At 61.2% G+C, this 26,038-nt stretch carries 24 protein-coding genes; 10 read left to right on the forward strand and 14 right to left on the reverse strand.

From position 1 onward, the window contains the following. The first annotated feature begins 72 nt into the window (after positions 1-72). On the forward strand, positions 73-1,377 hold the full coding sequence (locus AC1DRN_RS24045) for an IS4 family transposase (protein WP_457266423.1): 1,305 nt from the start codon (positions 73-75) through the stop codon (positions 1,375-1,377). Positions 1,378-1,487: 110 nt separating this feature from the next. Here the strand turns inward: AC1DRN_RS24045 and AC1DRN_RS24050 are convergent, their stop codons facing one another. Both AC1DRN_RS24050 and AC1DRN_RS24055 read right to left on the reverse strand, forming a co-directional pair. Next, entirely contained in the window at positions 1,488-1,781 is a 294-nt protein-coding gene (locus AC1DRN_RS24050) for a hypothetical protein (protein ID WP_003226812.1), read from the reverse strand. A 56-nt stretch (positions 1,782-1,837) separates the two neighbouring features. Further along, positions 1,838-2,443 carry an arylesterase gene (locus tag AC1DRN_RS24055; protein WP_223462507.1) on the reverse strand — a complete coding sequence of 202 codons (606 nt, stop codon included), beginning with the start codon at positions 2,441-2,443 and terminating at the stop codon, positions 1,838-1,840. 10 nt (positions 2,444-2,453) lie between these two features. On the opposite strand from AC1DRN_RS24055, the gene AC1DRN_RS24060 reads away from it, so the two are divergent. Genes AC1DRN_RS24060 through greB form a run of 3 tightly spaced genes read left to right on the forward strand, consistent with a single transcriptional unit; the run spans position 2,454 to position 6,173 of the window. Beyond that, on the forward strand, positions 2,454-3,137 hold the full coding sequence (locus AC1DRN_RS24060; RefSeq protein WP_115947226.1) for an ABC transporter ATP-binding protein: 684 nt from the start codon (positions 2,454-2,456) through the stop codon (positions 3,135-3,137). After that, positions 3,137-5,641, forward strand: a complete 2,505-nt coding sequence (locus AC1DRN_RS24065) for an ABC transporter permease (RefSeq protein ID WP_223462506.1) — start codon at positions 3,137-3,139, stop codon at positions 5,639-5,641. The genes AC1DRN_RS24060 and AC1DRN_RS24065 overlap by 1 nt, the downstream gene beginning before the upstream one ends. Before the next feature lie 34 nt (positions 5,642-5,675). Further along, positions 5,676-6,173, forward strand: coding sequence for a transcription elongation factor GreB (gene greB, locus AC1DRN_RS24070; RefSeq protein WP_223462505.1), 498 nt, complete (start codon positions 5,676-5,678; stop codon positions 6,171-6,173). 3 nt (positions 6,174-6,176) lie between these two features. Here the strand turns inward: greB and AC1DRN_RS24075 are convergent, their stop codons facing one another. From AC1DRN_RS24075 to AC1DRN_RS24085, 3 genes are all read right to left on the reverse strand, one after another. Beyond that, positions 6,177-6,485 (reverse strand): hypothetical protein, encoded by a 309-nt coding sequence (locus AC1DRN_RS24075; protein ID WP_008001428.1) that lies wholly within the window; start codon positions 6,483-6,485, stop codon positions 6,177-6,179. A 246-nt stretch (positions 6,486-6,731) separates the two neighbouring features. After that, a complete protein-coding gene (locus AC1DRN_RS24080; RefSeq protein ID WP_115947229.1) occupies positions 6,732-7,166 on the reverse strand; it encodes a DoxX family protein in 435 nt (144 codons plus the stop codon). A gap of 103 nt (positions 7,167-7,269) precedes the next feature. Continuing rightward, positions 7,270-8,691: an MltF family protein gene (locus tag AC1DRN_RS24085; RefSeq protein WP_223462504.1), complete on the reverse strand. Its 1,422-nt coding sequence runs from the start codon at positions 8,689-8,691 to the stop codon at positions 7,270-7,272. A gap of 236 nt (positions 8,692-8,927) precedes the next feature. On the opposite strand from AC1DRN_RS24085, the gene AC1DRN_RS24090 reads away from it, so the two are divergent. From AC1DRN_RS24090 to AC1DRN_RS24100, 3 genes are all read left to right on the forward strand, one after another. Then, complete coding sequence (locus AC1DRN_RS24090; RefSeq protein WP_223462503.1) at positions 8,928-9,737, forward strand: TatD family hydrolase; 810 nt, start codon at positions 8,928-8,930, stop codon at positions 9,735-9,737. 205 nt (positions 9,738-9,942) lie between these two features. Continuing rightward, on the forward strand, positions 9,943-11,424 hold the full coding sequence (locus AC1DRN_RS24095; RefSeq protein WP_223462502.1) for a methyl-accepting chemotaxis protein: 1,482 nt from the start codon (positions 9,943-9,945) through the stop codon (positions 11,422-11,424). 244 nt (positions 11,425-11,668) lie between these two features. Further along, the gene (locus AC1DRN_RS24100) at positions 11,669-12,034 is read left to right on the forward strand and encodes a terminase (RefSeq protein WP_223462501.1); all 366 of its coding nucleotides are present in this window, start codon (positions 11,669-11,671) and stop codon (positions 12,032-12,034) included. Here AC1DRN_RS24100 and AC1DRN_RS24105 read toward each other — a convergent pair whose 3' ends face one another. The 3 genes from AC1DRN_RS24105 to AC1DRN_RS24115 all read right to left on the reverse strand — a co-directional run bounded on the left by AC1DRN_RS24105 (position 12,035) and on the right by AC1DRN_RS24115 (position 14,201). Continuing rightward, positions 12,035-12,832, reverse strand: a complete 798-nt coding sequence (locus AC1DRN_RS24105; protein WP_223462500.1) for an acyl-CoA thioesterase — start codon at positions 12,830-12,832, stop codon at positions 12,035-12,037. Positions 12,833-13,063: 231 nt separating this feature from the next. Further along, complete coding sequence (locus tag AC1DRN_RS24110; protein WP_223462499.1) at positions 13,064-13,822, reverse strand: CHAD domain-containing protein; 759 nt, start codon at positions 13,820-13,822, stop codon at positions 13,064-13,066. A 100-nt stretch (positions 13,823-13,922) separates the two neighbouring features. Further along, entirely contained in the window at positions 13,923-14,201 is a 279-nt protein-coding gene (locus AC1DRN_RS24115) for a hypothetical protein (RefSeq protein ID WP_007991739.1), read from the reverse strand. Positions 14,202-14,422: 221 nt separating this feature from the next. Between AC1DRN_RS24115 and AC1DRN_RS24120 the strand changes: the two genes are divergently transcribed. Further along, on the forward strand, positions 14,423-15,460 hold the full coding sequence (locus tag AC1DRN_RS24120; protein WP_457266296.1) for a patatin-like phospholipase family protein: 1,038 nt from the start codon (positions 14,423-14,425) through the stop codon (positions 15,458-15,460). A gap of 162 nt (positions 15,461-15,622) precedes the next feature. On the opposite strand, the gene AC1DRN_RS24125 is transcribed toward AC1DRN_RS24120, so the two are convergent. The 6 genes from AC1DRN_RS24125 to kdpF form a co-directional block, all read right to left on the reverse strand. After that, positions 15,623-16,321 (reverse strand): response regulator, encoded by a 699-nt coding sequence (locus AC1DRN_RS24125; RefSeq protein WP_457266297.1) that lies wholly within the window; start codon positions 16,319-16,321, stop codon positions 15,623-15,625. Positions 16,322-16,369: 48 nt separating this feature from the next. After that, positions 16,370-19,021 (reverse strand): sensor histidine kinase, encoded by a 2,652-nt coding sequence (locus AC1DRN_RS24130; protein WP_223462496.1) that lies wholly within the window; start codon positions 19,019-19,021, stop codon positions 16,370-16,372. Between the two features lie 131 nt (positions 19,022-19,152). Continuing rightward, on the reverse strand, positions 19,153-19,698 hold the full coding sequence (kdpC, locus tag AC1DRN_RS24135; protein ID WP_457266298.1) for a potassium-transporting ATPase subunit KdpC: 546 nt from the start codon (positions 19,696-19,698) through the stop codon (positions 19,153-19,155). A gap of 149 nt (positions 19,699-19,847) precedes the next feature. After that, positions 19,848-21,905: a potassium-transporting ATPase subunit KdpB gene (gene kdpB / locus AC1DRN_RS24140; protein WP_457266299.1), complete on the reverse strand. Its 2,058-nt coding sequence runs from the start codon at positions 21,903-21,905 to the stop codon at positions 19,848-19,850. 10 nt (positions 21,906-21,915) lie between these two features. Next, positions 21,916-23,610, reverse strand: a complete 1,695-nt coding sequence (gene kdpA, locus AC1DRN_RS24145) for a potassium-transporting ATPase subunit KdpA (RefSeq protein WP_223462493.1) — start codon at positions 23,608-23,610, stop codon at positions 21,916-21,918. Positions 23,611-23,618: 8 nt separating this feature from the next. Beyond that, a complete protein-coding gene (gene kdpF / locus AC1DRN_RS24150) occupies positions 23,619-23,708 on the reverse strand; it encodes a K(+)-transporting ATPase subunit F (RefSeq protein ID WP_007899818.1) in 90 nt (29 codons plus the stop codon). 344 nt (positions 23,709-24,052) lie between these two features. Here kdpF and rfbB point away from each other — a divergent pair, with 344 nt between their 5' ends. Both rfbB and rfbA read left to right on the forward strand, forming a co-directional pair. Beyond that, the gene (gene rfbB / locus AC1DRN_RS24155; protein ID WP_223462492.1) at positions 24,053-25,135 is read left to right on the forward strand and encodes a dTDP-glucose 4,6-dehydratase; all 1,083 of its coding nucleotides are present in this window, start codon (positions 24,053-24,055) and stop codon (positions 25,133-25,135) included. Then, positions 25,132-26,004 carry a glucose-1-phosphate thymidylyltransferase RfbA gene (gene rfbA / locus AC1DRN_RS24160; protein WP_223462491.1) on the forward strand — a complete coding sequence of 291 codons (873 nt, stop codon included), beginning with the start codon at positions 25,132-25,134 and terminating at the stop codon, positions 26,002-26,004. Before rfbB ends, rfbA begins: the two co-directional genes overlap by 4 nt. Positions 26,005-26,038: the final 34 nt, after the last annotated feature.

Below are 26,038 nucleotides of genomic sequence, written 5' to 3' on the forward strand. Positions count from 1 at the left end.
CCAGTCAGGGTGACGAAAACGATGTGGGCAGAAGTTCTAGCGCGGTTTGAAAAAAAGACACCGGCCAGTGTCATGACGAAATTGATACTGGAGCAGGCTGTTCCTGCCGAATGGGTKGATCAGGTGTTTGAAGAACACCGTCAACGCCAGTACCCGCGTGAGCTGTTGTTTTCGACCATCGTTGAGCTGATGTCCCTTGTTTCATTGGGTYTRCGSCCKTCTTTRCATGCCGCTGCCCGGCAAATGGAGGGGCTGCCGGTTACCTTGGCGGCGCTCTATGACAAGGTCAGCCGCACAGAGCCCGCGTTGCTGCGGGCGTTGGTTACAGGAAGCGCCGAGCGCTTGGCTCCGACGATARARGMGTTGGGCTGTTCAGCCATTTTGCCKGGCTGGCAGCTGCGCATTGTCGACGGCAACCACCTGYCTTCTACTGAAAAACGCTTGGGGGCTTTGCGGCGTGAGCGAGGTGCGGCGCGACCAGGGTTTTCAGTCGTGGTCTACGACCCGGACCTCGATCAGATCGTCGACTTGCAGCCATGCGAGGATGCCTACGCCAGTGAGCGCGTCAGCGTGCTGCCGCTGTTGGCCCGCGCCACTAAGGGCCAGCTGTGGATGGCCGATCGGTTGTACTGCACGCTGCCCGTCATGCAAGCCTGCGASGAMGCGGGGGCTTCGTTCATTATTCGCCAGCAAAGCAAACATCCACGGTTGATTGAGGAAGGCGGCTGGCAAGAATCTGTGGCCATCGAATCCGGAACGGTGMGCGAGCAAATCATCGAACTCAAAGGTGGTCACCGCTGGCGCCGAGTTGAACTGAACCTACAGACCCCTACTGACTCAGGTGACACGGTGATGTGGTTCTGGAGCAACTTGCCCGACACCGTCAGCGCCGGGCAGATCGCCGAGTTATACCGTCGTCGCTGGAGTATCGAAGGGATGTTCCAGCGCCTGGAGTCGGTGCTGGACAGTGAAATCGAAAGCCTTGGCGCTCCGCGGGCGGCGTTGCTGGGATTTGCTTCAGCGATCCTGGCCTACAACGTCCTGGCAGTGCTCAAGCGCAGCGTGGAACAGGCTCATCGCGAGAYATTGCCCGAAGGCTGGGAAGCTTCGATCTTCCATCTGACGGTACAAGTGCGTAGCGGATACGAGGGCATGCAGATCGCACTGCCCTCGGATTACCTGACACTTCAAACGACCTCAGAAACGCTGGCAACACGACTGTTGGCGCTCGCCAGGAATATCAAGCCCAAGCAAGTGGCCAAAAGCCTACGTGGTCCCAAAATCGCCAAACCCAAGGAGTGGCTGGACGGCAAAGCTGCGCATGCTCATGTGTCGACGGATCGGGTGCTCAAGGCCCATAAAGGGAAAACACCTTGAAAGGGCTGGCCGTAAGGGCGAAACCATATGTCGCCGTTACCGCAGGAATGGATATGTACACGGTCAACAAAAGACAGGTCGGCTTTCAGGCCGCCTCGATTAATGACGGATCAAAGCTCGAACCGCAATTCAGGCCAGATCGGCGACGTACCCCGCTTCTGCGACTCAAGAATGGCCCTGCACAACGAACACAGCCGCTGGTCCTGAAACACCCGGCGATCAACGCTCGACCAGCGCGGCTGTGCCGGCAACAGGCTGCCACACAAGGTGCGGTCCGCCGAGCCACCCAGCTCCAGTTGACGGGTCACCAGATGCACCCGCACTTCCTGGCAGGCGAACAGATCCAGCTGTTCGTCAGGCTCGATCAGTTGGTAGGCAAATAGTGACCAGGCGGGACGCGGCATCGGGGGCTCCAAATCGGGGGCGCCACCTTAGCCGAAAGCCTGCTTCTAGAAAAGTGTCATAACAGTGGTTTTAGAGTAGGCCAGACATTTTCCAGCAACTTGTCCTGGGCCCCGGCCGCCGGGTGTATGCCGTCGGCCTGCATCAAGTCCGGATGGCCGCCCACGCCGTCGAGGAAAAACGGCACCAGCGGGATCTTTTTCTCATCGGCCAGGTTGCTGTAGACCTCGGCGAAGGCCTTGGTGTAGCGGGCACCGTAATTGGGCGGCAGTTGCATGCCGAGCAACAGCACCTTGGCACCGCTGGCCCGGGAGCTGTCGATCATCGACGCAAGGTTTTGTTGCAAATTAGCCGGGGGCATTCCACGCAGGCCGTCATTGCCGCCCAACTCGAGGACAACCAGCTCAGGCTTATGCTCTGCAAGCAGCGCAGGCAGGCGTGCCTGGCCTCCGGCACTGGTGTCGCCACTGATGGACGCATTGATCACTTTATCGTCGAAACCTTCACGCCTGAGCCGCTGCTCAAGCAGCGATACCCACCCCACGCGGGTATCCAGCCCGAAACCGGCGCTGATACTATCGCCAACGATCAGGACTGTACCCGCCGCTGCGTTTTGGGCCATACACATCAAGGCCAGGCCAGCACTCAATAACCACACACGCATCGGACTCTCCATGGGCGCAAGCATTCTCATCGCGAAGGACCTTAGCAAAGTGGTTCCCAGCGCGGAAGGTGAATTGACCATCCTGCACCAACTCAGCCTGGAACTGAACCAAGGCGACAGCCTGGCCATCGTCGGCGCTTCGGGCTCCGGCAAATCCACCCTGCTGGGCCTGCTTGCCGGCCTTGACCTGCCGAGCAGCGGCGAAGTCACTCTCGCCGGGCAAGGCCTGAGCAACCTCGATGAAGACCAGCGTGCGCGCATCCGTGCCGAGCACGTGGGTTTTGTGTTCCAGTCATTCCAGTTGCTCGACAGCCTCAATGCCCTGGAAAACGTCATGCTGCCACTGGAGCTCGATGGCCGCAAAGACGCCCGCGAACGCGCCACCCAATTGCTGCAACGGGTGGGGCTGGGCCAACGCCTGACTCACTCGCCGCGCCAGCTCTCCGGAGGCGAGCAACAACGCGTGGCGATTGCCCGCGCGTTTGCCGCAGAGCCCGATGTGCTGTTCGCCGACGAACCGACCGGCAACCTCGACAGCCACACCGGCGAGCGCATCAGCGACTTGCTGTTCGAGCTCAACAAGGAGCGCGGCACGACCCTGGTGCTGGTGACTCACGATGAACGCCTGGCCCATCGCTGCCGGCGCCTGATCCGTCTTGAAGCCGGCCTGCTGGTCGCCCCTCTGGAGCCTTGATGGCACGCCTGCCGCTGTTGCGCCTGTTCAGTCTCGCCATCCGCCAATTGCTGCGCGACGCCCGCGCCGGTGAATTGCGCGTGTTGTTTTTCGCCTTGCTGGTGGCCGTGGCCGCCAGCACCGCCATCGGTTACTTTGGCGCGCGCCTGAACGGCGCCATGCTGCTGCGCGCTACCGAGTTTCTCGGTGCCGACCTGCTGCTCGAAGGCAGTTCGCCTGCGCGCCCCGAACAGATAAGAAGCGGCACCGAACTGGGTCTGGAACACGCTCAGGTGGTGGAGTTCTCCAGCGTCATCGCCACCGATAACGGCATTCAGTTGTCCAGCATCAAGGCGGCCGATGACACCTACCCGCTACGCGGCGAATTGAAAAGCGCGCCCGCCCCCTTCGCCGCGGAAACAGTCGGTGGCGGACCGCAGCCCGGTGAAGCCTGGGTCGAGGCACGCCTGCTGACCGCCCTGGACCTGAAGATCGGCGACAGCATCGATGTCGGCATGAAAACCCTGAAACTGGCGCGGGTGCTGACTTACGAACCCGATCGCGCCGGCAATTTCTACAGTCTGACGCCGCGGGTGCTGATCAACCTCGACGACCTTGCGGCCACCGGCGTGGTGCAGCCCGGCAGCCGGGTCAGCTATCGCGAACTGTGGCGAGGTAACGCTCAGGCACTCGAAACCTATCGGCAACTGATCAAACCGGGGCTCGCCGCCAACCAGCGCTTGCAGGACGCCCGCGACGGCAATCGACAGATCGGCGGCGCCCTGGGCAAGGCCGAACGCTACCTGAACATGGCCAGCCTGGTGGCGGTATTGCTCTCCGGAGTGGCGGTGGCGCTGTCGGCAACCCGTTTCGCCACCCGCCGGTTCGATGCCAGTGCATTGTTGCGCTGCCTCGGGCTATCGCGCCGGGAAACCATGGTGTTGTTCAGCTTGCAACTCACTGTGCTCGGGCTGCTGGCCAGCATCAGCGGCGCCCTCCTCGGTTGGCTCGCACAACTGGGATTGTTTGCCCTGCTGCATGACTTGCTGCCGACCGACGTGCCTCCGGGCGGGCTGATTCCGGCCGTTGCCGGGATCGGCACCGGACTGGTGGCGCTGGCCGGTTTCGCCTTGCCGCCGCTGGCGGCCTTGGGCCGGGTTCCGCCATTGCGCGTGCTGCGTCGGGATATGCTGCCGATCCCTTCCAGCACCTGGATGGTCTACGGTGTAGCGCTGGGCGCCCTCGCCCTGATCATGTGGCGCCTGAGCCTGGACCTGGTGCTGACCTTTGCCCTGCTCGGCGGCGGCGTGATTGCAGCGCTGGTGCTGGGCGGTTTGTTGTTGCTGCTGCTGAAAAGTCTGCGGCGCATGCTTGCGCGTGCATCCTTGCCTTGGCGTCTTGGACTCGGGCAATTGCTGCGTCACCCGCTCGCTGCTGCGGGCCAGTCCCTGGCGTTCGGCCTGATTCTGCTGTCGATGGCGCTGATCGCCTTGCTACGTGGTGAGTTGCTGGATACCTGGAAAAACCAGTTGCCGAAAAACGCCCCCAATTACTTCGCCCTGAACATCCTGCCCACAGATAAACAGGCCTTCACCGATCACCTGATCGCCGTGTCGGCGCAATCGGCACCGTTGTACCCGGTGGTGCCGGGGCGCTTGATCAGCATCAACGGCGAGCCGGTGCAACAGATCGTCACCAAAGAATCCGCGGGTGATCGGGCGATCCAGCGCGACCTGAGCCTGACCTGGGCCGCGGACCTGCCGTCGGGCAACAAACTCACGGCCGGCAATTGGTGGAACGAACAAACTCCGGACGATGTTCCCGGCGTGTCGGTAGAAGGCAAGGTCGCCGAAAGCCTGAAAATCAAGCTCGGCGACCACCTGATTTTCAGCGTTGGCGGGATCAATCGCGAGGCGAAAGTCACCAGCCTGCGGGAGATCGACTGGGACAACTTCCAGCCGAACTTCTTCATGATCTTCCAGCCCGGCACCCTGAAGGATCTGCCGGCGACTTACCTGACCAGTTTCTACCTCGCACCCGGTCACGACCAGCAGATCGTCGACCTGTCCCGGGCCTTCCCGGCGGTGACGATCCTGCAGGTCGAAGCCTTGCTGGAGCAACTGCGCAGCATTCTCGCCCAGGTGACCCTGGCAGTGGAGTACGTGTTGTTGTTCGTGTTGGCGGCGGGGATGGCGGTGCTGTTCTCCGGCCTGCAAGCGACGCTGGATGAACGCATTCGCCAGGGCGCGTTGCTGCGTGCGCTGGGGGCGGAACGGCAATTGCTGGTCAAGGCGCGGCGCATTGAGTTCGGTTTGCTGGGCGCCGTCAGTGGCTTGCTGGCAGCGCTGGGTTCGGAAGTCGTGAGTTGGGTGCTCTACCGCTACGCCTTTGACCTGCCGTGGCATCCGCATCCATGGCTGATGTTGCTGCCACTGCTGGGTGCCGTGCTCATTGGTGGTGCCGGGGTGTTCGGTACCCGTCGGGCATTGAACGCCAGCCCGCTGACAGTCCTGCGCGAGGGTTGATAGACTCCTGCCATCCTCACCACAAGAAGCTGTCATGAGCCGTTACCGCCCTCCCCGCACTGCCGGCACCGCGCTGATCACCCCCGAGGGTGAAGCGCGGATGCGCGCCGAGTTCCATGAGCTGTGGCATGTACGTCGGCCCCAGGTTACCCAGGCTGTCAGCGAAGCCGCGGCCCAGGGTGATCGCTCGGAGAACGCCGAATACACCTACGGCAAAAAGATGCTGCGAGAGATCGACAGCCGCGTGCGCTTTCTCACCAAACGCCTGGAAGCGCTGAAAGTCGTCAGCGAAAAGCCCAGCGATCCGAACAAGGTCTATTTCGGCGCCTGGGTCACGATCGAAGACGAGGATGGCAAAGAGTCGCGCTACCGCATTGTCGGGCCCGATGAACTGGACCTCAAACTGGGCCTGATCAGCATTGATTCGCCGTTGGCCCGCGCCCTGATCGGCAAGGCACTGGACGCCGAAGTTCGAGTCCAGACACCGACCGGTGAGCAGTGTGTGTATATCGTGGCAATCTATTACCCATAAAACTCAACGGCGGGTGATCAGCCCTTGCCGGGCAACGCGGGTCAGTTGCCGGATCACTTCAGGAGCATCTTCGAGGCTGGGGGACTGAATCACTGCCAGATCGAAACTGTCGTCGGCGAATCGAGCGAGCGACTCACCGTCTTCGACAAACTGGATCAGGAAGGCAGCGGGACCGCCGGTACGACGTGGCCAGCCATCGAGATAACGCAGGAGCGTCGGCTGATGTTTGCCGCCAAGCAGGATTTTTGGATTGCGCTGGGTGAGATGTGCCGTGATCGGCGCGGGACGTACAACGGGGTTTAGTGCATTCATTGTGTCGTGTCTCTGCCTCAAAAGTCTGCATGGCAGGTGAGAGGCAACACCGAACCAGCGCTTTAGCGGTATTTCGAAGCCTGTCCGGCTTCTATCGGCAACTGGATGAGTCACCTGGCGCCCCGCAAGTAGCTGTTTAAATCGGCGCATGAGCAACATCCTAGAGAAGCTGACTGGACAGTGTCAAGAATGACGCTCAACAAAAAAGGCCCGCACGATGCGGGCCTTTTCGTTGAGCCAGAGCGGTCAGCCGGCGATGACACGGTCCGCCGAGAGTTTGCCCGCACCTTCGATCAATACCGCGATACTGCCACCGAGCAATGCCAGGGCGAATTCATAACCATTGTTGGCCATGAACAGACCATTGCTGATGTGCACCGAGAAAATCGCCACCAGCGACAGGAAGATCAGGCCAAGCGCGGCCGGGCGAACCAGCAAGCCGACGATCAGGGCCAGGCCGGCGAAGAACTCGGTGCCGCCCGCCAGTGCCGCCATCAGGTAACCCGGCGTCAGTCCGAGGCTTTCCATGTACTGCGCGGTTCCAGCCAGACCATAGCCACCGAATGCCCCGAAGAGTTTCTGCGAGCCGTGGGCGGCGAAGACGATACCGACAACGATACGCAGAACCGTCAGGCCGTAGCCAGCGCGGGTAGACAGTACCTTGTTGATCAGAGTGCTCATGCTGTTTCATTCCTTGCAAGTGTGTGTTGGTTGGCCGCTATATTAATCAATTAATTGCATGTTAAAAGCGCAAAAAACCCACCATTACAATCAGATTAGTTGATCATTTGCGTGAAGCAATCTTTTCTCCCTGGGGCTCCAACGACTCTCGCTCCCGGTCGAATGCCAAGTAATACTTGTTCACGCTATTAACATAGCTGACAGGCCCCATACCCACTTGCTCCATGGCAACGCGTTCGACCTGGAAGAACCACTGGTTGGGATTCAATCCTCGCCGCCGGGCTTCTGCGCGCATGCCTTGCACCCGCTCCGGCCCGATGTTGTAGGCTGCCAGCACGAAGGCCATGCGTTCGCGCTCGTTGAGTTTCGGGCTGGCAAAGAATTTGCGCCGGATCATCGCCAGGTACTTGGCCCCGGCCTGCACATTGCCGTCTACGTCCTGAATATTGTCGACCCCCACCCGCTGCGCCGCAGCAGGCGTGATCTGCATCAGCCCGGTCGGGCCACCGCCACTCCGTGCTGCGGGCTGCAACGCTGATTCCTTGAAAGCCAGCGCCGCCAGGTTCAGCCAGTCCATGCCCTGGGCATCGGCGTGCTTCTGCAGCACCGGGCGAAGTTTTTCCAGACGCTGCCGGTCCGCCTTGGCCAATGGATAGTGCACTTGATAGAGACGACGATAGATCCGCAGGAACGCGGCGTCCTGATCCGACGGTTTTTTGTAGACGGTGAGGAAGCGATCGATGCTGGCACGCAGCATCGAGGCATCACGGCGCACGAACCAGAACTCGTCCCCCGGATCGCTGATGAGTACCTGTTTGTCGAAACGCAGCCTGGGCAGGATCTTGCCCCAGCGTTCGGCAATCGGCTGCTCGACGATGGTCAGGTGGAAGATCCCGCCCTGGACCATCTCCAGCACATCCTCGACGGCAAGGCTCGGATCGACCCACTCGACTTTGACCGGTGGCAGTTTGTGCAGGGCAAGCTTTTGATTGATCTGGCTGACAGCATCCCCGGCGGCGCTGCCGGCGGGTAACGCCAGGGTCTTGCCGGAAAGCTGTTCAAGCCGGGTGTAGCGGCGCTCGCCCTTGATGCCCACCAGGACCAGCGGGATGTTGCTGGCAATCGGCTCGCTGGTGCTGACGGCGAAACCCGCTTGCAGATCGAGCAACTCACCTGGCGCCACCAGATCGCCCTCCCCGCGCTGCAATGCGCCGAGCAATTGATCCTTGGCCTTGGGAATGATCTTGAGGGTGATTTCCTGACCGTCACGGGCATGGCCGTTGAGGTATTGCTCGAACGCTCTCAAGCGATGGTATTCGACCCCGATCGCCTGCCCCTGGACTTCCCCGGAACTGTTACGGCTCTGGTTGACCAACACCCGCAGCACACGACTGCTGCGGATTTGCGCAAGGTCCCGTACCTCGCTGGCCGGTACGGCTTGCAGTGGCCCGGGCAGACGCGCGACCGCCGACATCGGCAGTAGCAGCGAACAGCACAGCAGTAGCAAAACCGAGGGACGAATCATCCACTCTCCGGAAAGAATATGAGGCCCGCTTCAATGACAGATGGCATCAAGCGCAGCGACAAAACAGAGCGCCCAGGGCGCTGGCAACGTGAGCAAGACTGGCACAATGATGGCAAAACTACCAACCCGGTCTGGCCCGCGGCTCAAGAGACAGCGTTAACCCGTTGTAGTTCTTGGCTTTTCTTATAAATCCACGGCTCTGATATGCTTTCCGGCCTTTGGGCCGAGGTAGCACCATGCAACTCATCGATATCGGCGTCAACCTGACCAACGCCAGTTTTGCCGACAAACACCAGGCCGTACTCGACCGTGCCTACGCGGCCGGCGTGTGCCAACTGGTGCTGACCGGCACCAGTGTCGAGGGCAGTGAACAGGCTCTTGAGCTGTGCCAGCAACTGGACGAAAGTGCTCAGCGCCTGTTCGCCACCGCCGGTATTCACCCTCATTGCGCCAGCGACTGGAACGCCGACAGCGCCCGACGGTTGCGCAGCTTGCTCAAGGAGCCGAATGTGGTGGCCGTGGGCGAATGCGGGCTGGACTTCAACCGTGACTTCTCGCCGCGTGCGCAGCAGGAAAAGGTCTTCGAAGAACACCTGGCCATGGCCGTTGAATTGCAGTTGCCCGTTTTTGTCCACGAACGCGATGCCAGCCAGCGTTTGCTGGAGATCCTGCGCGACTTCCGCGATCAACTGCCGGCTGCCGTGGTGCACTGTTTCACCGGAGAACAGAAGGCACTGTTCAGCTATCTCGACCTTGATCTGCACATCGGCATTACCGGCTGGATTTGCGACGAGCGCCGGGGCACGCATTTGCATCCGCTGGTCAAGGAAATCAAGCGTGGACGCCTGATGCTCGAAAGCGATGCACCGTATCTGCTGCCGCGCAGCCTGCGCCCCAAGCCGAAAAACGGGCGAAACGAGCCGGCGTACCTGACCGAAGTATTGCGTGAAGTGGCGCTGCATCGCGCAGAAAGCCAGGAAGATCTGGCGGCGCACACAACTGCGTGCGCACGGGCGTTTTATGGGCTGCCCACTATCGACCTGTAAACGTTACCCCTGTAGGAGCGAGCCTGCTCGCGATGCGATCTAACCGTCACCTCAATGGTGAATGTTGCATCGCCATCGCGAGCAGGCTCGCTCATACAAGGAGTAATGGTGCAGCCTGTTGATCTGCATCAAGAATCAGCCACCTGAGTAGCGGCACAATAATGGCACCTTGCCAAAACTGTTTCCGCTATCAGAGAAAACCTCCATGGGTGCCTGGCTTAGCAATATTTCGCTGAAATACAAATTCTGGGCGGTCAACGCCGTCGCCTTCATCACCACCCTGTTGCTGGTGTTATACGCGGTGCAGCTCGAACAGCACGCTCGCAGTCATGCCAACCAGGCTTCGGTCCAGGCCCAGGCGCGACTGCTCGAAGCCTGGCCCGCAGGGCAGCCGCTGCCCAACGCCGCAAATCTGCTGACGTACAATCGCGGGGGGGCGCCCATGCTCGATGGGCAAACCGTGCCGGAACTGGCCAATGCGAATGGCTGGGTCGAGATCAACGCGATGCCGCTGTTCGGTGACAACCCGTTGATGGGCGCCGAAGTCTTTACCCGCATTGGTGGTCAGCAGGTGGCCGTGATTGCCCACGGCCCAAGTCTGAGCCAGGTGTTTAGCGAGCGCTTCGCCAACTACGCGTTGGCCGTGTTCATCCTGATGCTGGCAATGCTCGGCGCATCGCAGTTATTGATCCGCTTCCTGCTCAGCCAGCTCAACACCTTGAAGGACGTCATGTTGCACGTGGAGAAAACCGGAGACCTGTCGGCCCGCGTGCCATTGGCTTGCAACGACGAAGTCGGGCAAATGGCCAATGCTTTCAACGCCATGCAGGCCGGTTATCAACGAGTGGTCAATACTGTCGCCAGCACCGCCCGGCAACTGGATGATGGTGCCGCGCGGCTGGCGGCCAGCATGAATGAAGTGCGCCACGGCATGCTGGGCCAGCAAAGCGAAACCGACCAGGCGGCCACGGCGATCAACGAAATGACGGCCACGGTCTATCACATTGCCCAACACGCAGGCGCCACCCGTGACCTTTCGCAATCGGCCGATACCCTGGCCAGCAGCGGGCGGGAAGTGGTGACGCGGGTGCAGAGGTCGATTGCCGGATTGTCTACCGGCGTCCAGCAGACCGCCGAGATGATTCAACGCCTGGCCGAGGACAGCCAGAAGATCAATGGCGTGGTCAACGTGATTCACAGCATCGCCGAGCAGACCAACCTGCTGGCACTGAACGCCGCCATCGAAGCGGCCCGGGCCGGCGAGATGGGGCGCGGATTTGCGGTGGTTGCCGATGAAGTGCGCAACCTCGCCAAACGCGTGCAGGCCTCCACGGACGAAATCACGATCATGGTGTCGGCATTGCAGGCCGGCACACGGGACGCCGTGGATTTCATGCAAGAGAGTTCGCTCAAGGCCGACGATTGCGTGCAGCAGGCGCAAGAGGCCGGGGCCGCTTTAGCCGAGATCACTGGCGCGGTAGCGCAGATGCGTGAAAGCAATACGCAAATTGCTGTGGCAGCCGAGCAGCAGAGTCAGGTGGCGCAAGAGATGAACCGGGCGGTGGTGAGCATCCGTGACGTGACCGAGAACACGGTGCAGCAGACGGTGACGTCGGCGACCACCAGCAATGAGCTGGCGGTGTTGGCCGGAGAGTTGAGCAAGGCTATCGGTCAGCTCAAACTTTGAGGGCCTCATCGCGGGCAAGCCCGCTCCCACAGGTTTCTCGGTTGATCGCAAACTTTGTGTTCAACCACTAACTACTGTGGGAGCGGACTTGCCCCGGGCGGCGTTCCGACGAAAGCGTCAGATCAGACAACATCATAATTGGCCATGACACCTATCAAGCCAATAGCCAGCCTTGATTCGCCGCCGGCATTGACCGGGCCTATTCTTCATTACATGTGTTCAACATGGATCGAGGATCAGCATCATGGGCAAACGTCACCCCAACCTTCCCGCCTGGCAATGGCGAGCGTACCCGAACAATCATCAGCACCCGACCAATCTGGTGCTGCACCTGATCGCGGTGCCGTTGTTCATCGTTGCGTTTCTGCTGATTGTGTCCGGGTTGTTCAGCCTGACCCTTTCGAACATCGCCATCGGCGTGATCGGGGTGATTGCGGCGCTGGCCTTGCAACGCCACGGCCACCGCCTGGAAACGCAAGCCGCCGAACCCTTCAGCGATCGCAAGGATGCGATATCGCGCCTGTTGGTCGAGCAGTTCCTGACGTTTCCACGGTTCTTCCTCAGCGGTGGCTGGTGGCGCGCCTGGCGTGAGCGCCACCGCCGTCACTGATCAGGCGAACACGGTCACCGTCTGCCGGCTCATGGCGATCAACCGGCCATCCGCGCTCCACATTTTCGCGGCAGCATGCCCGTAGCCGTCGGCGGCGTGCTCGGTCTCGACGAGATACTTGCACCAGTCCAGGGTGTTCAGTTCCAGCAGCGGCTGCACGAATTCGATGGTCCAGGTCAGCGTGCTGCCCATCGCCGGCTTCTTCAAAAACGGCATCAGGGCCGGTGGCCAGGCGTCCACCAGCGCCAGAATATGCGCCTCGCTGATGGCCTCTTCCTTTACGCCACCGCGCAAGCGCACCCAGCCGCCCATTTGCCGGGATGTGCTGCCGCTGAACGGCAGCCCGCCGACACTCCAGCGCATCGCCAGATGCCGCATGAATTCCGGGATGACGCCTTCGACAAAAGGCAATTCCTGGCACTCGTCCCAGTGCTTCATTTCCGGTGCCGGCTCAGCGACCACCGCCACTTCCGAAGGGCGTGAGGCGCCAAAACTGCCCTGGATCAATGTCACCACCTGCCCCTTCTGCATCACCCGGCCCAACACCTGGCTGACCGCCTTGCCTTCGCGCAACACGTCGACCTCAAAACTGACCGGAACCTGGGGTTCAACCGGGCCGACAAAGGTGATTGCCAGCGAGCGCACCGGGCGATCCGCTGGCACCCGGGCACGCATGGCTTCGTACTGCAGGGCGGCCACCAGGCCACCGAAACTGGCGCGCCCCTGGGCCCAGGAGGCCGGGATAGACAGCTCCGCTGGCTGACTACGGACAGCGTCGAGCAGTTCGGAAAAGCGCATGAAAACCTCAGGGATCGGAAAAAGATGAAGGGATCTTAACCATCTGGCGTAGTTGATACATCGCCTATTCCGGCCAAATTGACTGACAGATGAGCCGCACAAGGCTCGTGCCGAACATATAACCTGTAGGAGAGAGCCTGCTCGCGATAGCGCCCGGACAGCCAACATCAATGTTGAATGTCACGACCTCATCGCGAGCAGGCTCGCTCCTACAATGGATCTCCGGTGTTTTCAGGATTTGAAACATGCCTTGCTGAGTTTTTCCAGCACCCGGTCCGCACGCTGTTCAGCCTCGGCCATGGTAGCGTTCCAGACCGCAACACAGGGCTGCAAATCCGCTTCCTGTTCAGCCATGGCCAGCCATTGCACGCAATCGTGCCAGTCACCCAGCGCGCCCTGGGCCGCTTTCAATCGGGGCATGGCTGCTTTCGGCAATCGATCCAGCTCAGGGTAAGCGTCGATGCCATAGCGCACGCGCTTGATCAGCAGGCGCAGCCGATGACGGTCGTGGGCCGGGTCGTGCAGTGCCTCGTCGAGTTTTTCCCACTGCTTGCCCAGGCGTTTTTCGATGCGCTTGCGCAAGCCCTTGAGCAATCCCTGGCGCTGGGCGGCGCGCAGAAAACGCGGAAATGCATCGAGGACGATCAGCAATTGCGCAAGTTCAGGGCTGGCCGCCACGGCCGGATAGGCCTCGGCCATTTGCGCCATGCGCCGCTGTGCGGCTTGGGGTTGATGGTGCTGGAGCAGGTACGCCGCCAACACTTCGCGATCACGTAATGGCGTGCTCAGTTCGCCCACCCGGGAGGCGGCCGCTTCCAGTTGCTCGACACCGGGCTGCCCGCGCAAGGGTCGCAACAGGCTGCGCAACCGACGCATGGTAGTGCGCAGATCGTGTAACGCTTCGGGGTCAGTACGCTCTTTCAAGCGGGCCTGACAGGCCAGCAGACGAACTTCCAGGCCCAGGACACGAGCCACCAACCGATCGATCATGGGGGTTTACTCCGTAAACAGCGCCAGGCTGCAAGCTACGAGCTGCAAACCCGATGAGTCTTGCAGTTCATAGCTTAGAGCCTGCAGCTGCTTTTTGCCTTCAACGCCCCGCGCGCGACTCACGAATATAGAAACGGGCCTTCTCGGCCTTGTGGGAGCAGCCTTCGAACCCCTCGAATTGCTGCTGGGTCTTGGCCGCGGTCAACAGCGACAAGGCCTTGGAGTAGCTGACGGTCCCGGCGAAACCTTCGGCCTTGGCCAGATCCAGCTCATGCCACGCGGCATCCAGGTTACTACCGCAACTGTCGCGATAAGCGGTTTTGCCGGCACAACCGGCGAGCGCCAGGGCAATCAATGGCACGCAGATCCAGGCTTTCATCACTCACTCCTCAAAGATAGGTCAACAGTCGTGCAGGTAAGACGGTGTGGCACCTGAAAAGTGCCATTGGTCCGCTATGCAAACTATAGCGCCGAGGAGAATAACCATGTGCCGCCATGGAATGTCGAAAATACGACGCTCTTGCCCCACCGAACGACCATGGCGATTGAAGCATGACCCTCGATGGGTGCATTGTTGAACCATTCGAACGAGGGCGATTCATGAAAAAGCGTGTCGCACTGGTATTGGGCTCGGGTGGAGCTCGGGGTTATGCCCATATCGGGGTCATTGAAGAGATCGAACGGCGCGGCTATGACATAGCCTGTATCGCCGGTTGCTCCATGGGCGCGGTGGTGGGCGGGATCTACGCCGCCGGCAAACTCAATGAATACCGTGACTGGATCGAGAGCCTGGATTATCTCGACGTGTTGCGTCTGGTGGACGTCAGTTTTCGTCTGGGGGCGATTCGTGGCGAGAAGGTGTTCGGGCAGATCCGCAAGATCGTCGGCGAGATCAACATCGAAGACTTGCGCATCCCCTACACCGCCGTTGCCGCCGACCTGACCAACCAGCAGGAAATCTGGTTCCAGGAAGGTTGCCTGCATCAGGCCATGCGCGCCTCGGCAGCGATTCCCAGCCTGTTTACCCCGGTGATGCAGGGCAACCGCATGCTGGTCGATGGCGGCATTCTCAACCCGCTACCGATCGTGCCGGTGGTGTCGAGCCATTGCGACCTGATCATCGCGGTCAACCTCAACTCCACCAACCAGCGCCACTATCAAATGCCGGTCATCCAGCGTCCCGCCGCCTTCAAGACCCGCTTCGACAGCCTTATCAACTCCCTCGGCTCGAAGCTGCCGTTCCGCCGCAAGCAGGCCGAGCAACTGTTGCTCCTCGAGCAGGAAGCCCTGAGGGCCGAAGGGGCAGACCTCAATCCGTGGATCGAATCCGCCCAGCCCGAAGCGCAGCAACCCGCGGCCGCTCCGCAAACCGGTGGCGCACCCCGCTCCGCCACCGGTTCGTTCATCATCGACAACGTCGGGCCGGCGTCCTTGCTGGATTTGATCAACCAGAGTTTCGAGGTGATGCAGACGTCGCTGGCGCAGTACAAGATTGCCGGGTATCCGCCGGACATCCTGATCAACGTGCCCAAGCGCGTGTGCCGGTTTTTCGAGTTCTACAAGGCGCCGGAGCTGATCGCGCTGGGACGGGAGATTGCGCGGGATACGCTGGATCGGTATGAGAATGAGCAGAACTGAAAGTCTGAAAACTCTCGATTGAATGTAAGGGCCTCATCGCGAGCAAGCTCGCTCCCACAGGGTTCGCGTCGTACACATGATTGTGACCGACACGGTCATTGTGGGGGCGGCGGTGCGGCGATCCGACTTGCCCGCGATGGGGTCGGATCATTCAGCACAAAACTAAAGGCTACCCTCACCCAACAACCGATACCCCACCCCCGCCTCGGTCACGATGAACCGTGGCCGGGTCGGGTCATCCGCCAGTTTCTGGCGCAAGTGCCCGACCACGATGCGCAGGTAATGAGTGTCGTCGGTGTGAGTCGGTCCCCAGATGTCCTTAAGCAATTGCTGCTGGGTGATCACCCGCCCGGGATGCCGCGCCAGTTGCGCCAGCACGGCGTACTCCTTGCGAGTCAGAGCGACTTCGACATCGTCGAGCAGCACCCGGCGATACGCCAGGTCGACCGTCAACGGACCGAAGGTCAGCGCCGCTTGTTGCACCTCGCCGACGGGCGCCTGGCGCAACAACGCACGAATCCGTGCCAGGAATTCCTGAATGCCGAACGGCTTGGTCACGTAGTCATTGGCACCGCCATCCAGGGCTTCGACCTTCTGCCCTTCACCGGCGCGCACCGAGAGCACCAGTACTGGCACCGTCGACCACTCGCGAAAATCGCGCAATACCTGTTGGCCGTCCATGTCCGGCAAGCCGAGATCGAGCACCAGCAAATCCGGTTTGTTCAACGCGGCTTGTGCCAATCCTTCACTGCCGGTGCCGGCCTCCAGCACTTTATAGCCTTGGGAAGCGAGGCTGATGCGCAGGAATTTGCGGATCTGCGGCTCGTCGTCGATGACCAAAATGGTCGCGGTCTGGCTCATGAATTCACATCAACACAAAGAAGTGGCAAGAGAGTAGCGCAAGCACGATCAGGCTTCACTCTCGTATCCCGGCTGAGCCTGTAGCGGCAGGTGCAACGTGATGCAGGTACCGCGCCCCTCGATACCGTCGGCAACGCTGATGCGCCCGCCATGGGCTCCGACCATGCCCTGACAAATTGCCAACCCCAGCCCGGTACCCTGCCCGCCACGATCACCCCGCGCCGCGGTGTAGAACATGTCGAAAATCTTCGCCCGCTCTTCTTCCGGAATCCCCGGTCCCTCATCGCTGACCGAGAAAAACAGCTCACTGTCATCGGCCCCGGCGCGCAATTGCAAACGCCCGTGGGACGGCGAAAACCGCGCGGCGTTTTCCAGCACGTTGACCAGTGCCTGTTCGATCAGCGCGGCATGCACGAACAGCAGCGGCAATTGCGCCGGTACTTCGGTGCTGACCTGCAGCGACGCGAGTACCGCGCGCAAGCGATTGAGCGCACTGCCGATGATATCGGCCGGCGACACCCAGTCCCGTGCAAGCTTCAGCGCGCCGTGGCCCAGCCGGGTCATGTCGAGCAGGTTTTGAATGTAGCGGTCGAGACGTTCGGCTTCATCGCGGGTGCCTTCGAGCAACTCACGTCGATCCTCCAGCGGGATCGCCTCACCCAGGGCCAGCAGGCTGTCGATACTGCCGCGCATGGACGTCAACGGTGTGCGCAAATCGTGGGACACCGAAGCCAGCAAGGCACTGCGCAGTTGCTCGGTTTCGCCGTGCAGCCGCGCCGCTTCCAGATCATCGGCCAGTTGTGCCCGGGCCAGCGCCTGGGCCAGCGGCTGGCTCAGCGCGGTCAACAAGCGTCGGCGCTGGCCGCTCAGGGTCTGGCCTTCCCTGGCGCACACGCCGAGCAACGCCAACGGGCCGTCCTCCACCGATAATGGCCACCACCACCAGCGGCCGAACGGCAAGGTGCCGGTGCCCGCACCCGCCGGTTGGTCGTGCTGCCAGGCCCAGTCGGCGGCGGCGCGCTCGGCTTCGGCAAACTCCAGCGGGCCACCGGTTTCGACTTTCCAGCCACTCTGCCCGTCGCGATTGAGCAGGCACAGTTGTACGTCGCTCCAACCGTTGAGGTGCTGGGCGGCCGCGCTGACCACGGCCTGGCGGTCGGTGGCAGCGGTAAGTTTGCGCGACAGGTCGAGCAATTCAGTGGTCTCTTCCTGGGTATCGCGCAGCGCCTGCAATTGCCTGCGCTGGCGCGCCGCGAGGTTGCCGGTGAGGGCCGCCATCAGCAGGAAGAACAGCAAGGTCAGCACGTCTTCTTCGCGCTGGATGCTGAAAGAGAAAATCGGTGGAATGAACAGGAAGTCATAGGTCAGGAACGACAGCGCCGCACAGGCCAGCGCCGGCCCGAGACTGCTGCGCACCGCCACCAGCAATACCGCCGCAAGGAACACCAGCGAGATGTTCGGCAGTGGCAGCACGCTCGCCACGGCCCAGGCCAGGGCGCTGGCCAGAACCGTCGCGACAACGGCCAATGCGTAGTCGAACCAGACCAGCGAATGCATCGACCGCTGATGGGGTTGATCCTGTTGGTGGTCGCTGTCGAGAACGTTGATTTCCAGCCCGCGAGCATTGCGCAGCAACCGCGCTGCCAACCCGCCACCGAACAGACGCCGGCGCAAACGCGGTCGGGACTGACCGACCAGCACCAGGCTGGCACGACGTTCGGCGGCATGCTGGATCAGGGTCTTCGCCACTTCACCGGCGCGCAGCAACACTACTTCGCCGCCCAGTCGTTCGGCCAGTTGCTGGGCGCTTTGCAGGCGCAGGCGCGACTGCTCGTCACGCACGCTGCCGTTGTCCACGTGCACCAGACTCCAGGGCAGGTGCCGCCGCTGGGCCACACGACTGGCATGCCGTACCAAACGCTCTGCCTGGGCATCGCCGTCGACCCCTACCAGCAAACGCCCGCGCACGGCCGGTGCCGCCTGCCCCAACTGACGATACCCTTGGGCCAGATCGTTATCGACCTGAGCCGCCGCGGTTTGCATCGCCAGTTCGCGCAGGGCCGTCAGGTTGGTCTGGGAAAAGAACGCGTCGATGGCCGCCCGCGCCTGCTCCGGCACATAGACCTTGCCGTCGCGCAGGCGCTCCAGCAGCTCCCGTGGCGGCAAGTCGATCAGCAGCAGTTCATAGGCTTCCTGCAACACCCAGTCCGGCAGGGTTTCACGGACCTGCACGCCAGTGATGCCGCGCACCTGGTCGTTGAGGCTTTCCAGATGCTGGACGTTGACCGTGGTGTAGACGTCAATGCCCGCGGCGAGCAGTTCCTGAATGTCCTGCCAGCGTTTTTCGTGACGACTACCGGGGGCGTTGGTGTGCGCCAGTTCGTCGACCAGCACCAGTTTCGGCTTGGCTTTGATCAGACCGTCGAGGTCCATTTCTTCGAGCATCACGCCACGGTATTCCGAGCGCACCAACGGCTGCTGCGGCAAGCCGCCGAGCAGAGCCTCGGTTTCGGCGCGGCCGTGGGTTTCGACGACGCCGGCGATGATTTTCACCCCTTGGCGTAACTGGGTGTGGGCCGCTTGCAACATAGCGTAGGTCTTGCCGACACCCGGCGCAGCGCCGAGAAACACCTTGAGCCGGCCACGGCCATCGCGGGGCAGGTCTGCTAACAGCGCGTCGGCGCGGCCGGAGTTGCTCATGTTTGAAGTTCTCGTTTTTCTGATGTTGATGTGATGCTTTTCAGGCCGTCATCGCGAGCAGGCTCGCTCCTACATTTGGAATGCGCACATCTGTAGGAGCGAGCCTGCTCGCGATAGGCCGCGCCACGGATCTAAAGTTTTTCCAGTGCCAGATTCAACTCAAGCACATTCACCACCGGCGGGCCTACCAGTGGCTGTTCGATGTGGGCGTCCAGCAGTTGCTGCAGGGTCGCCACCGGCAGGTTGCGCGCCGTCGCGACACGCACCAGTTGATAGGCAATCGCCGCCGGTGGCAAGTGCGGATCGAGACCGCTGCCGGACGTAGTGACCAGCGCCAATGGCACCGGCCCCTGGCCTGGCACCAGCAGTTTGTTGGCATCGTCGATGACCCGCGTTGCCAGCGCCGGGTTGCTCGGCGACAGGTTGCTGGCACTGCTCGACACGGTGGCAAAGGCACCGGCCGAAGGACGCGGGTGGAACCAGGCATCGTCGACGAAATCCTGGGCGATCAGCGAGGAGCCGCGGACCTTGCCCTCGGCATCACGCAGCAGGCTGCCATTGGCCTGATCCGGGAATGCAACCTGGGCCACCCCAGTGACTACCAGTGGATAAGCCACGCCGGTGATCAGCGTCATCAGGACCAGCAGGCTCAGGGCCGGGCGTATCAATGTGGACATTTCAAAATCCTCGAATTCACAAGTCAGGTGCACCGTGGCGCATCCATCGCGAGCAAGCTCGCTCCCACAGGGTATGGGGCGCTTTTGTGGGAGCGAGCTTGCTCCGGGCGGCGTTCCGACGATGGCGGTTTATCTGGCACACCACGCAGTCAAACCAGATGCAACGCCGTCAACAGCATGTCGATCGCCTTGATGCCCACGAACGGCACCAGGATCCCGCCCAGGCCGTAGATCAGCAGATTGCGCCGCAGCAACGCCGCCGCACTCGCCGCTTGAACCCGCACACCGCGCAGTGCCAGAGGAATCAGCACCACGATGATCAGGGCATTGAACACAATCGCCGAGAGAATCGCGCTCTGCGGACTGCTCAGGTGCATCACGTTGAGCACGCCCAGTTGCGGGTAGATCGCGGCAAACAGCGCCGGCAGAATCGCGAAGTACTTGGCCACGTCGTTGGCGATGGAGAAGGTCGTCAGCGCACCGCGGGTAACCAGCAATTCCTTGCCGATCTGCACCACGTCCAGCAGCTTGGTGGGATCGCTGTCGAGGTCGACCATGTTGGCCGCTTCGCGTGCCGCTTGCGTGCCATCGTTCATCGCCATGCCGACGTCCGCCTGGGCCAGGGCCGGGGCGTCGTTGGCGCCGTCGCCGCACATCGCAACCAGGCGACCGTCGTTTTGCTCGTGACGAATGCGCGCCAGTTTTTTCTCCGGCGTGGCTTCGGCCAAAACATCGTCCACACCCGCTTCAGCGGCGATGGCAGCGGCGGTCAACGGGTTGTCGCCGGTGACCATGACGGTGCGGATCCCCAGCTTGCGCAGCTCGGCAAAACGCTCGCGGATGCCGGGTTTGACCACGTCCTTGAGGTGGATCGCGCCGAGCAACTTGCCGTCGGCACACACCAGCAGCGGGGTGCCGCCGCTTTGGGCGATCTTGTCGACTTCACGGGACAACGGTGCAGCCAGATCAGCCCGCTTGAGGCCGACAAAGGCCAGCAACGAATCCACTGCGCCTTTGCGGTACACGCGCCCTTGATAGTCGACACCGGACAAGCGGGTTTCGGCACTGAACGGCACGGCGCTCAGCAGCTCGGCGGTGGGCTCCGGCTGAGGGTGAAGGCCACGCAAGTACTCGACAATGGACTTGCCTTCAGCAGTGTCATCGGCCAGCGAGGCAAACAACGCACCTTCAGCCAGTTCTTTGGCAGTGACGCCTGGTGCAGCATAGACCGCAGTGCAACGACGGTTACCGAAGGTGATGGTGCCGGTCTTGTCCAGCAGCAGGACGTGCACGTCCCCCGCCGCTTCCACCGCACGACCGGACTTGGCGATCACGTTCAGGCGCACCAGACGATCCATCCCGGCGATACCGATAGCCGAGAGCAAACCGCCGATGGTGGTCGGAATCAACGTGACCAACAGCGCCACCAGGAACACCAGCGGCAAGTTGCCGTTGGCGAAGTGGGCGAACGGTTGCAGGGTCACCACGACCAGCAGGAAGATCAGGGTCAGGCCGATCAGCAGGATATCCAGCGCCACTTCGTTCGGGGTTTTCTGGCGTTTGGCGCCTTCCACCAACGCGATCATGCGGTCGAGGGTCGACTCGCCGGGGTTGGCAGTGATTTTCACCAGCAACCAGTCGGACACCAGTCGGGTGTTGCCGGTAACGGCCGAACGGTCGCCACCGGACTCGCGAATCACGGGCGCCGATTCACCGGTAATCGCCGCTTCGTTGACCGCCGCGATGCCTTCGATCACCTCGCCGTCACCGGGAATCATCTCCCCCGCTTCGACGCGCACCACATCACCTCTGCGCAGGCTGGTGGCCGGCACCACTTGGAACGTGCCGTTGCCGGTCTTGCGGCGGGCGCTCAAGCCTTCACTGCCGGCTTTGAGGCTGTCAGCGCGGGCCTTGCCGCGACCTTCGGCCAGGGCTTCGGCGAAGTTGGCGAACAGTACGGTGAACCACAGCCACACAGCGATTTGCGCGGCGACGAAAGTCGGCACGGCTGTGTCGGGAATGAAGCACAACACGGTGGTCAGGATCGCCGTCAGTTCGACCACCAGCATCACCGGCGCACGCTGTAGTTGCCGTGGGTCGAGCTTGACAAAGGCTTGCACCAGCGCCGGGCGCCAGAGGGCCGAGATTGCGGTTTTCGGTTGCTCCGCTGCCTTGACGGCGGCAGGCTTGATTGCAGGCATATTCATGATGGTTTCCTTAGAATCCCATGCTCAGATGTTCAGCGATTGGTCCCAATGCCAGGGTCGGCAGGAAGGTCAAACCACCCACCAGCAAAATGGTCACGGTCAGCAGGGTCACGAACAGTGGGCCGTGGGTCGGGAAGCTGTTTTGTCCGATCGGGGCGGTTTTCTTCATCGCCAGGCTGCCGGCCAACGCCAGAACCGGGAGGATGTAGCCGAAGCGACCGATCAACATGCCAAGGCCCAGCATCAGGTTGTGGAATGGGGTATTGGCGCCGAAACCACCAAACGCCGAACCGTTGTTGGCACTGGCCGAGGTGTAGGCGTAGAGCAACTGACTGAAACCATGAGCGCCGGGGTTGCTCACGGCGGCCACCGGGCCTGGCAGGCTGGCGGCGATCGCGCCGAGCACCAGTACGCCAATCGGCATGACCATCAGGGTCACCACCAGCAATTGCACTTCTTTGGCCTGCAGTTTCTTGCCGAGGTATTCCGGAGTACGACCGATCATCAGGCCGGCGAGGAACACCGCGATCAACACATTGAGCAACATGCCGTAGAGCCCGGCGCCAACGCCACCGAAGATCACTTCGCCGACCATCATGTTGACCAGCGCCACCATGCCGCTCAGCGGGTTAAGACTGTCGTGCATACCGTTGACCGAACCGTTGGACGCGGCCGTGGTGGTCACCGACCACAACACCGTGGCGGTAGTGCCGAAGCGCGCCTCCTTGCCTTCAAGCGGCGCGGTCTGTTCGACAGCGACGTTGTTCAGGGCCGGGTTCGGTTGGTATTCAGCCCACAGCGAGGTCGCACCGCCGATCAGGAACAGCGCCAGCATGCAGGCGATGATCGCGCGGCTCTGGCGCAGGTCCTTCACGTAATGACCGAAGGTGAAGACCAGCGCGACGGGGATCAGAATGATCGAGGTCATTTCAAACAGGTTGCTCCACGCCGTCGGGTTCTCGAACGGATGCGCCGAGTTCACGCCGAAGAAACCGCCACCGTTGGTGCCCAATTGCTTGATCGCAATCTGACTGGCCGCCGGGCCAAGGGGAATGACCTGGTCAACGCCTTGCACCGTCACCGCATTCAAATACTGGGCGAAGGTTTGCGGCACGCCCTGCCAGACCAGATACAGCGCCAGCAGCAGACACAGCGGCAGCAGGCCATAGAGGGTGGCGCGAGTCATATCGACCCAGAAGTTGCCAAGCGATGCAGTGGATTTGCGACCGATGCCGCGGCACAGCGCAACCAGTACGGCCAGGCCGGTGGCGGCGCTGACGAAGTTCTGCACGGTGAGGCCGACCATCTGGCTCAGATAGCTCAAGGACGCTTCGCCGCTGTAGGCCTGCCAGTTGGTGTTGGTCATGAAGCTGACGGCGGTGTTGAACGCCAGCGTCCACTCCTGACCCGGCAGGTTCTGCGGGTTCAGCGGCAGGTGGTCCTGGAACAGCAGGATCGAGAACAGCAGCAGGAAACCCGCGAGGTTAAAGGCAAGCAAGGCCAGGGCGTATTTCTGCCAGCTCTGTTCAGCTTGCGGGTCAACCCCGGCCAGCCGGTAACAGCCACGTTCGACCGGCCCGAGGACCGGCGTCAGCCAGGTGCGCTGCCCTTCCATCACCTTGTAGTAGAAGCGCCCGAGAAACGGCGCCGGGACCAATACCAGGGCGAAAAAACCGAGGATCAGCCAATAGTCATAACTGTGCATAGCCGCTCCTAGTTCCGGTCCGCGCGCAGCAGCGCAACCAACAGATAAATGAACAGCCCCACTGCCAGCAGCAGTGACACTCCGTCCAGAACGCTCATGGAAGTTCTCCGTGTTACGGCGTATTGCCGTGTGTGGAGTCATTGTCGGAAAGGCGGCTGTAAAGGAACGAGACCGAGGGTGCGGGCGGAGCATAAAGAAAGCGTAAAGAGTGGGTTTACGCAGGGGTTACAGGGTGCGGAAAGGCGCTCCAGTACAGAAAAAACCGGGCGTGTTGTAATTAGTGCTCTAAATTGTGCGCGAGAGTAGTGAGTGACGGCTGCAAGTCATGGATAATCCAGCCCGATTGACGTGACGCAACCGAATGGGGTCAGGAACTCTTGCACCTCCCCGCTCGCGCCTGCAAGCTACCGCCATTCGCATTATTGAAAAAGGCTGACCCAACATGCGTATCCTTATTACCGGCGGGGCCGGTTTCATAGGCTCGGCCCTTGTTCGCGAGCTGATTCAACACACTGAGCATGAAGTGCTCAACCTGGACAAACTGACTTATGCCGGCAATCTCGAGTCGCTGACCAGTATTGCCAACGACACTCGCTATGAGTTCGTTCAGGCCGATATTGTTGATCAGGCGACCGTCAGTGCAGTGCTGGCGCGTTTCCAGCCTCACGCGATCATGCACCTGGCAGCGGAGTCCCACGTCGATCGTTCCATCGACGGGCCATCGGAATTCATCCAGACCAACATCGTCGGCACCTACAGCCTGCTCGACGCCACCCGTGCCTATTGGCAAGCCCTCCCGGAGCCTGAGAAAAGCGCATTCCGCTTTCATCACATTTCCACCGACGAGGTTTACGGCGACCTGCACGGTGTCGATGATCTGTTTACGGAAATGACGCCCTACGCACCAAGCTCGCCCTACTCCGCCAGCAAGGCAGCGTCCGACCACCTGGTCCGCGCCTGGCAGCGAACCTATGGCTTGCCGGTGCTGCTGACCAATTGCTCGAACAATTACGGGCCGTTCCACTTTCCCGAGAAACTGATTCCGCTGGTCATCCTCAATGCCTTGGCCGGCAAGCCTCTGCCCGTGTATGGCAATGGCCTGCAAGTGCGCGACTGGCTGTTCGTCGAAGACCACGCCCGGGCACTGCTCAAAGTGGCGACCACTGGCACCGTCGGCGAAACCTACAACATCGGCGGGCACAACGAACAAAAGAACATCGACGTGGTACGTGGCATCTGTGCCCTGCTTGAAGAACTGGCACCGCACAAGCCTGAAGGCGTTGCGCACTACGCCGACCTGATCACGTTCGTCCAGGATCGCCCTGGTCATGACTTACGTTACGCAATCGACGCCAGCAAGATTGAACGAGAACTGGGCTGGGTGCCCGAAGAGACGTTCGAAACCGGCTTGCGCAAAACCGTTCAATGGTACCTGGACAACATGCAATGGTGCCGTCGTGTTCAAGATGGCAGCTATCAGGGCGAACGCCTCGGTGCCATCAATTCCAAGGAGTTGCTCGCATGATGAAAGGTATCGTTTTGGCGGGTGGCTCGGGCACACGCCTGCATCCAATTACGCTCGGTGTGTCGAAACAGCTGTTGCCGGTTTACGACAAGCCAATGATCTACTATCCGATCTCGGTGCTGATGCTGGCCGGCATCAAGGATATCCTGCTGATCTCCACCCCGCAGGATCTGCCTCAGTATCGCAATCTGCTGGGTGACGGCAGCCAGTTCGGGGTGAACTTCAGCTTTGCCGAGCAGCCATCACCGGACGGTCTGGCCCAGGCTTTTCTGATTGGCGAAGAGTTCATTGGCGATGACCCTGTGTGCCTGATCCTGGGCGACAACATCTTCCATGGTCAGCACTTTGGCGAACAATTGCAGAACGCGACAAAACGCTCCTCCGGCGCCACCGTGTTCGGTTACTGGGTCAAAGACCCCGAGCGCTTCGGTGTCATCGATTTCGACAGCGATGGCCGTGCGCTTTCGATCGAAGAAAAACCGAAAAATCCAAAATCCAGTTATGCCGTAACCGGCCTGTATTTCTACGACAACGATGTGATCGAGATCGCCAGGGCGGTGAAACCTTCGCCTCGCGGCGAGCTGGAAATCACCGACGTCAACAATGCCTATCTGCAACGTGGCGATCTGCAGGTCGAGCGTTTTGGTCGAGGTTTCGCATGGCTCGACACCGGCACCCACGATAGCTTGCTCGAAGCCTCTCAGTACGTGCAAACCATCGAACACCGCCAAGGCCTGAAAGTGGCGTGCCTGGAAGAGATAGCCTATGAAAATGGCTGGATCGATCGCGAACAGCTGCTGGAACGCGCCCGATACTTCGGCAAGACGGGCTATGGCCAGTATCTGGCCAAATTGGCAGGGGAAGAGTAATGCGTTTGTGTGAGCCCGATTTGCCCCACGACGA

It is taken from the genome of Pseudomonas sp. P5_B3, from assembly GCF_056400405.1.

Excerpts from the sequence above, each read along its gene's own strand:
- AC1DRN_RS24095 (WP_223462502.1), top strand. The coding sequence starts at position 9,943 with ATGGGTGCCTGGCTTAGCAATATTTCGCTGAAATACAAATTCTGGGCG.
- AC1DRN_RS24065 (WP_223462506.1), top strand. The coding sequence starts at position 3,137 with ATGGCACGCCTGCCGCTGTTGCGCCTGTTCAGTCTCGCCATCCGCCAA.
- AC1DRN_RS24075 (WP_008001428.1), bottom strand. The coding sequence starts at position 6,485 with ATGAATGCACTAAACCCCGTTGTACGTCCCGCGCCGATCACGGCACAT.
- greB (WP_223462505.1), top strand. The coding sequence starts at position 5,676 with ATGAGCCGTTACCGCCCTCCCCGCACTGCCGGCACCGCGCTGATCACC.
- rfbA (WP_223462491.1), top strand. The coding sequence starts at position 25,132 with ATGATGAAAGGTATCGTTTTGGCGGGTGGCTCGGGCACACGCCTGCAT.
- kdpF (WP_007899818.1), bottom strand. The coding sequence starts at position 23,708 with ATGAGCGTTCTGGACGGAGTGTCACTGCTGCTGGCAGTGGGGCTGTTC.
- AC1DRN_RS24080 (WP_115947229.1), bottom strand. The coding sequence starts at position 7,166 with ATGAGCACTCTGATCAACAAGGTACTGTCTACCCGCGCTGGCTACGGC.
- AC1DRN_RS24120 (WP_457266296.1), top strand. The coding sequence starts at position 14,423 with ATGAAAAAGCGTGTCGCACTGGTATTGGGCTCGGGTGGAGCTCGGGGT.
- AC1DRN_RS24050 (WP_003226812.1), bottom strand. The coding sequence starts at position 1,781 with ATGCCGCGTCCCGCCTGGTCACTATTTGCCTACCAACTGATCGAGCCT.
- AC1DRN_RS24130 (WP_223462496.1), bottom strand. The coding sequence starts at position 19,021 with ATGAGCAACTCCGGCCGCGCCGACGCGCTGTTAGCAGACCTGCCCCGC.
- AC1DRN_RS24105 (WP_223462500.1), bottom strand. The coding sequence starts at position 12,832 with ATGCGCTTTTCCGAACTGCTCGACGCTGTCCGTAGTCAGCCAGCGGAG.
- AC1DRN_RS24085 (WP_223462504.1), bottom strand. The coding sequence starts at position 8,691 with ATGATTCGTCCCTCGGTTTTGCTACTGCTGTGCTGTTCGCTGCTACTG.
- AC1DRN_RS24060 (WP_115947226.1), top strand. The coding sequence starts at position 2,454 with ATGGGCGCAAGCATTCTCATCGCGAAGGACCTTAGCAAAGTGGTTCCC.
- AC1DRN_RS24100 (WP_223462501.1), top strand. The coding sequence starts at position 11,669 with ATGGGCAAACGTCACCCCAACCTTCCCGCCTGGCAATGGCGAGCGTAC.
- AC1DRN_RS24055 (WP_223462507.1), bottom strand. The coding sequence starts at position 2,443 with ATGCGTGTGTGGTTATTGAGTGCTGGCCTGGCCTTGATGTGTATGGCC.
- AC1DRN_RS24115 (WP_007991739.1), bottom strand. The coding sequence starts at position 14,201 with ATGAAAGCCTGGATCTGCGTGCCATTGATTGCCCTGGCGCTCGCCGGT.
- rfbB (WP_223462492.1), top strand. The coding sequence starts at position 24,053 with ATGCGTATCCTTATTACCGGCGGGGCCGGTTTCATAGGCTCGGCCCTT.
- kdpC (WP_457266298.1), bottom strand. The coding sequence starts at position 19,698 with ATGTCCACATTGATACGCCCGGCCCTGAGCCTGCTGGTCCTGATGACG.
- AC1DRN_RS24110 (WP_223462499.1), bottom strand. The coding sequence starts at position 13,822 with ATGATCGATCGGTTGGTGGCTCGTGTCCTGGGCCTGGAAGTTCGTCTG.
- AC1DRN_RS24125 (WP_457266297.1), bottom strand. The coding sequence starts at position 16,321 with ATGAGCCAGACCGCGACCATTTTGGTCATCGACGACGAGCCGCAGATC.
- kdpA (WP_223462493.1), bottom strand. The coding sequence starts at position 23,610 with ATGCACAGTTATGACTATTGGCTGATCCTCGGTTTTTTCGCCCTGGTA.
- kdpB (WP_457266299.1), bottom strand. The coding sequence starts at position 21,905 with ATGAATATGCCTGCAATCAAGCCTGCCGCCGTCAAGGCAGCGGAGCAA.
- AC1DRN_RS24090 (WP_223462503.1), top strand. The coding sequence starts at position 8,928 with ATGCAACTCATCGATATCGGCGTCAACCTGACCAACGCCAGTTTTGCC.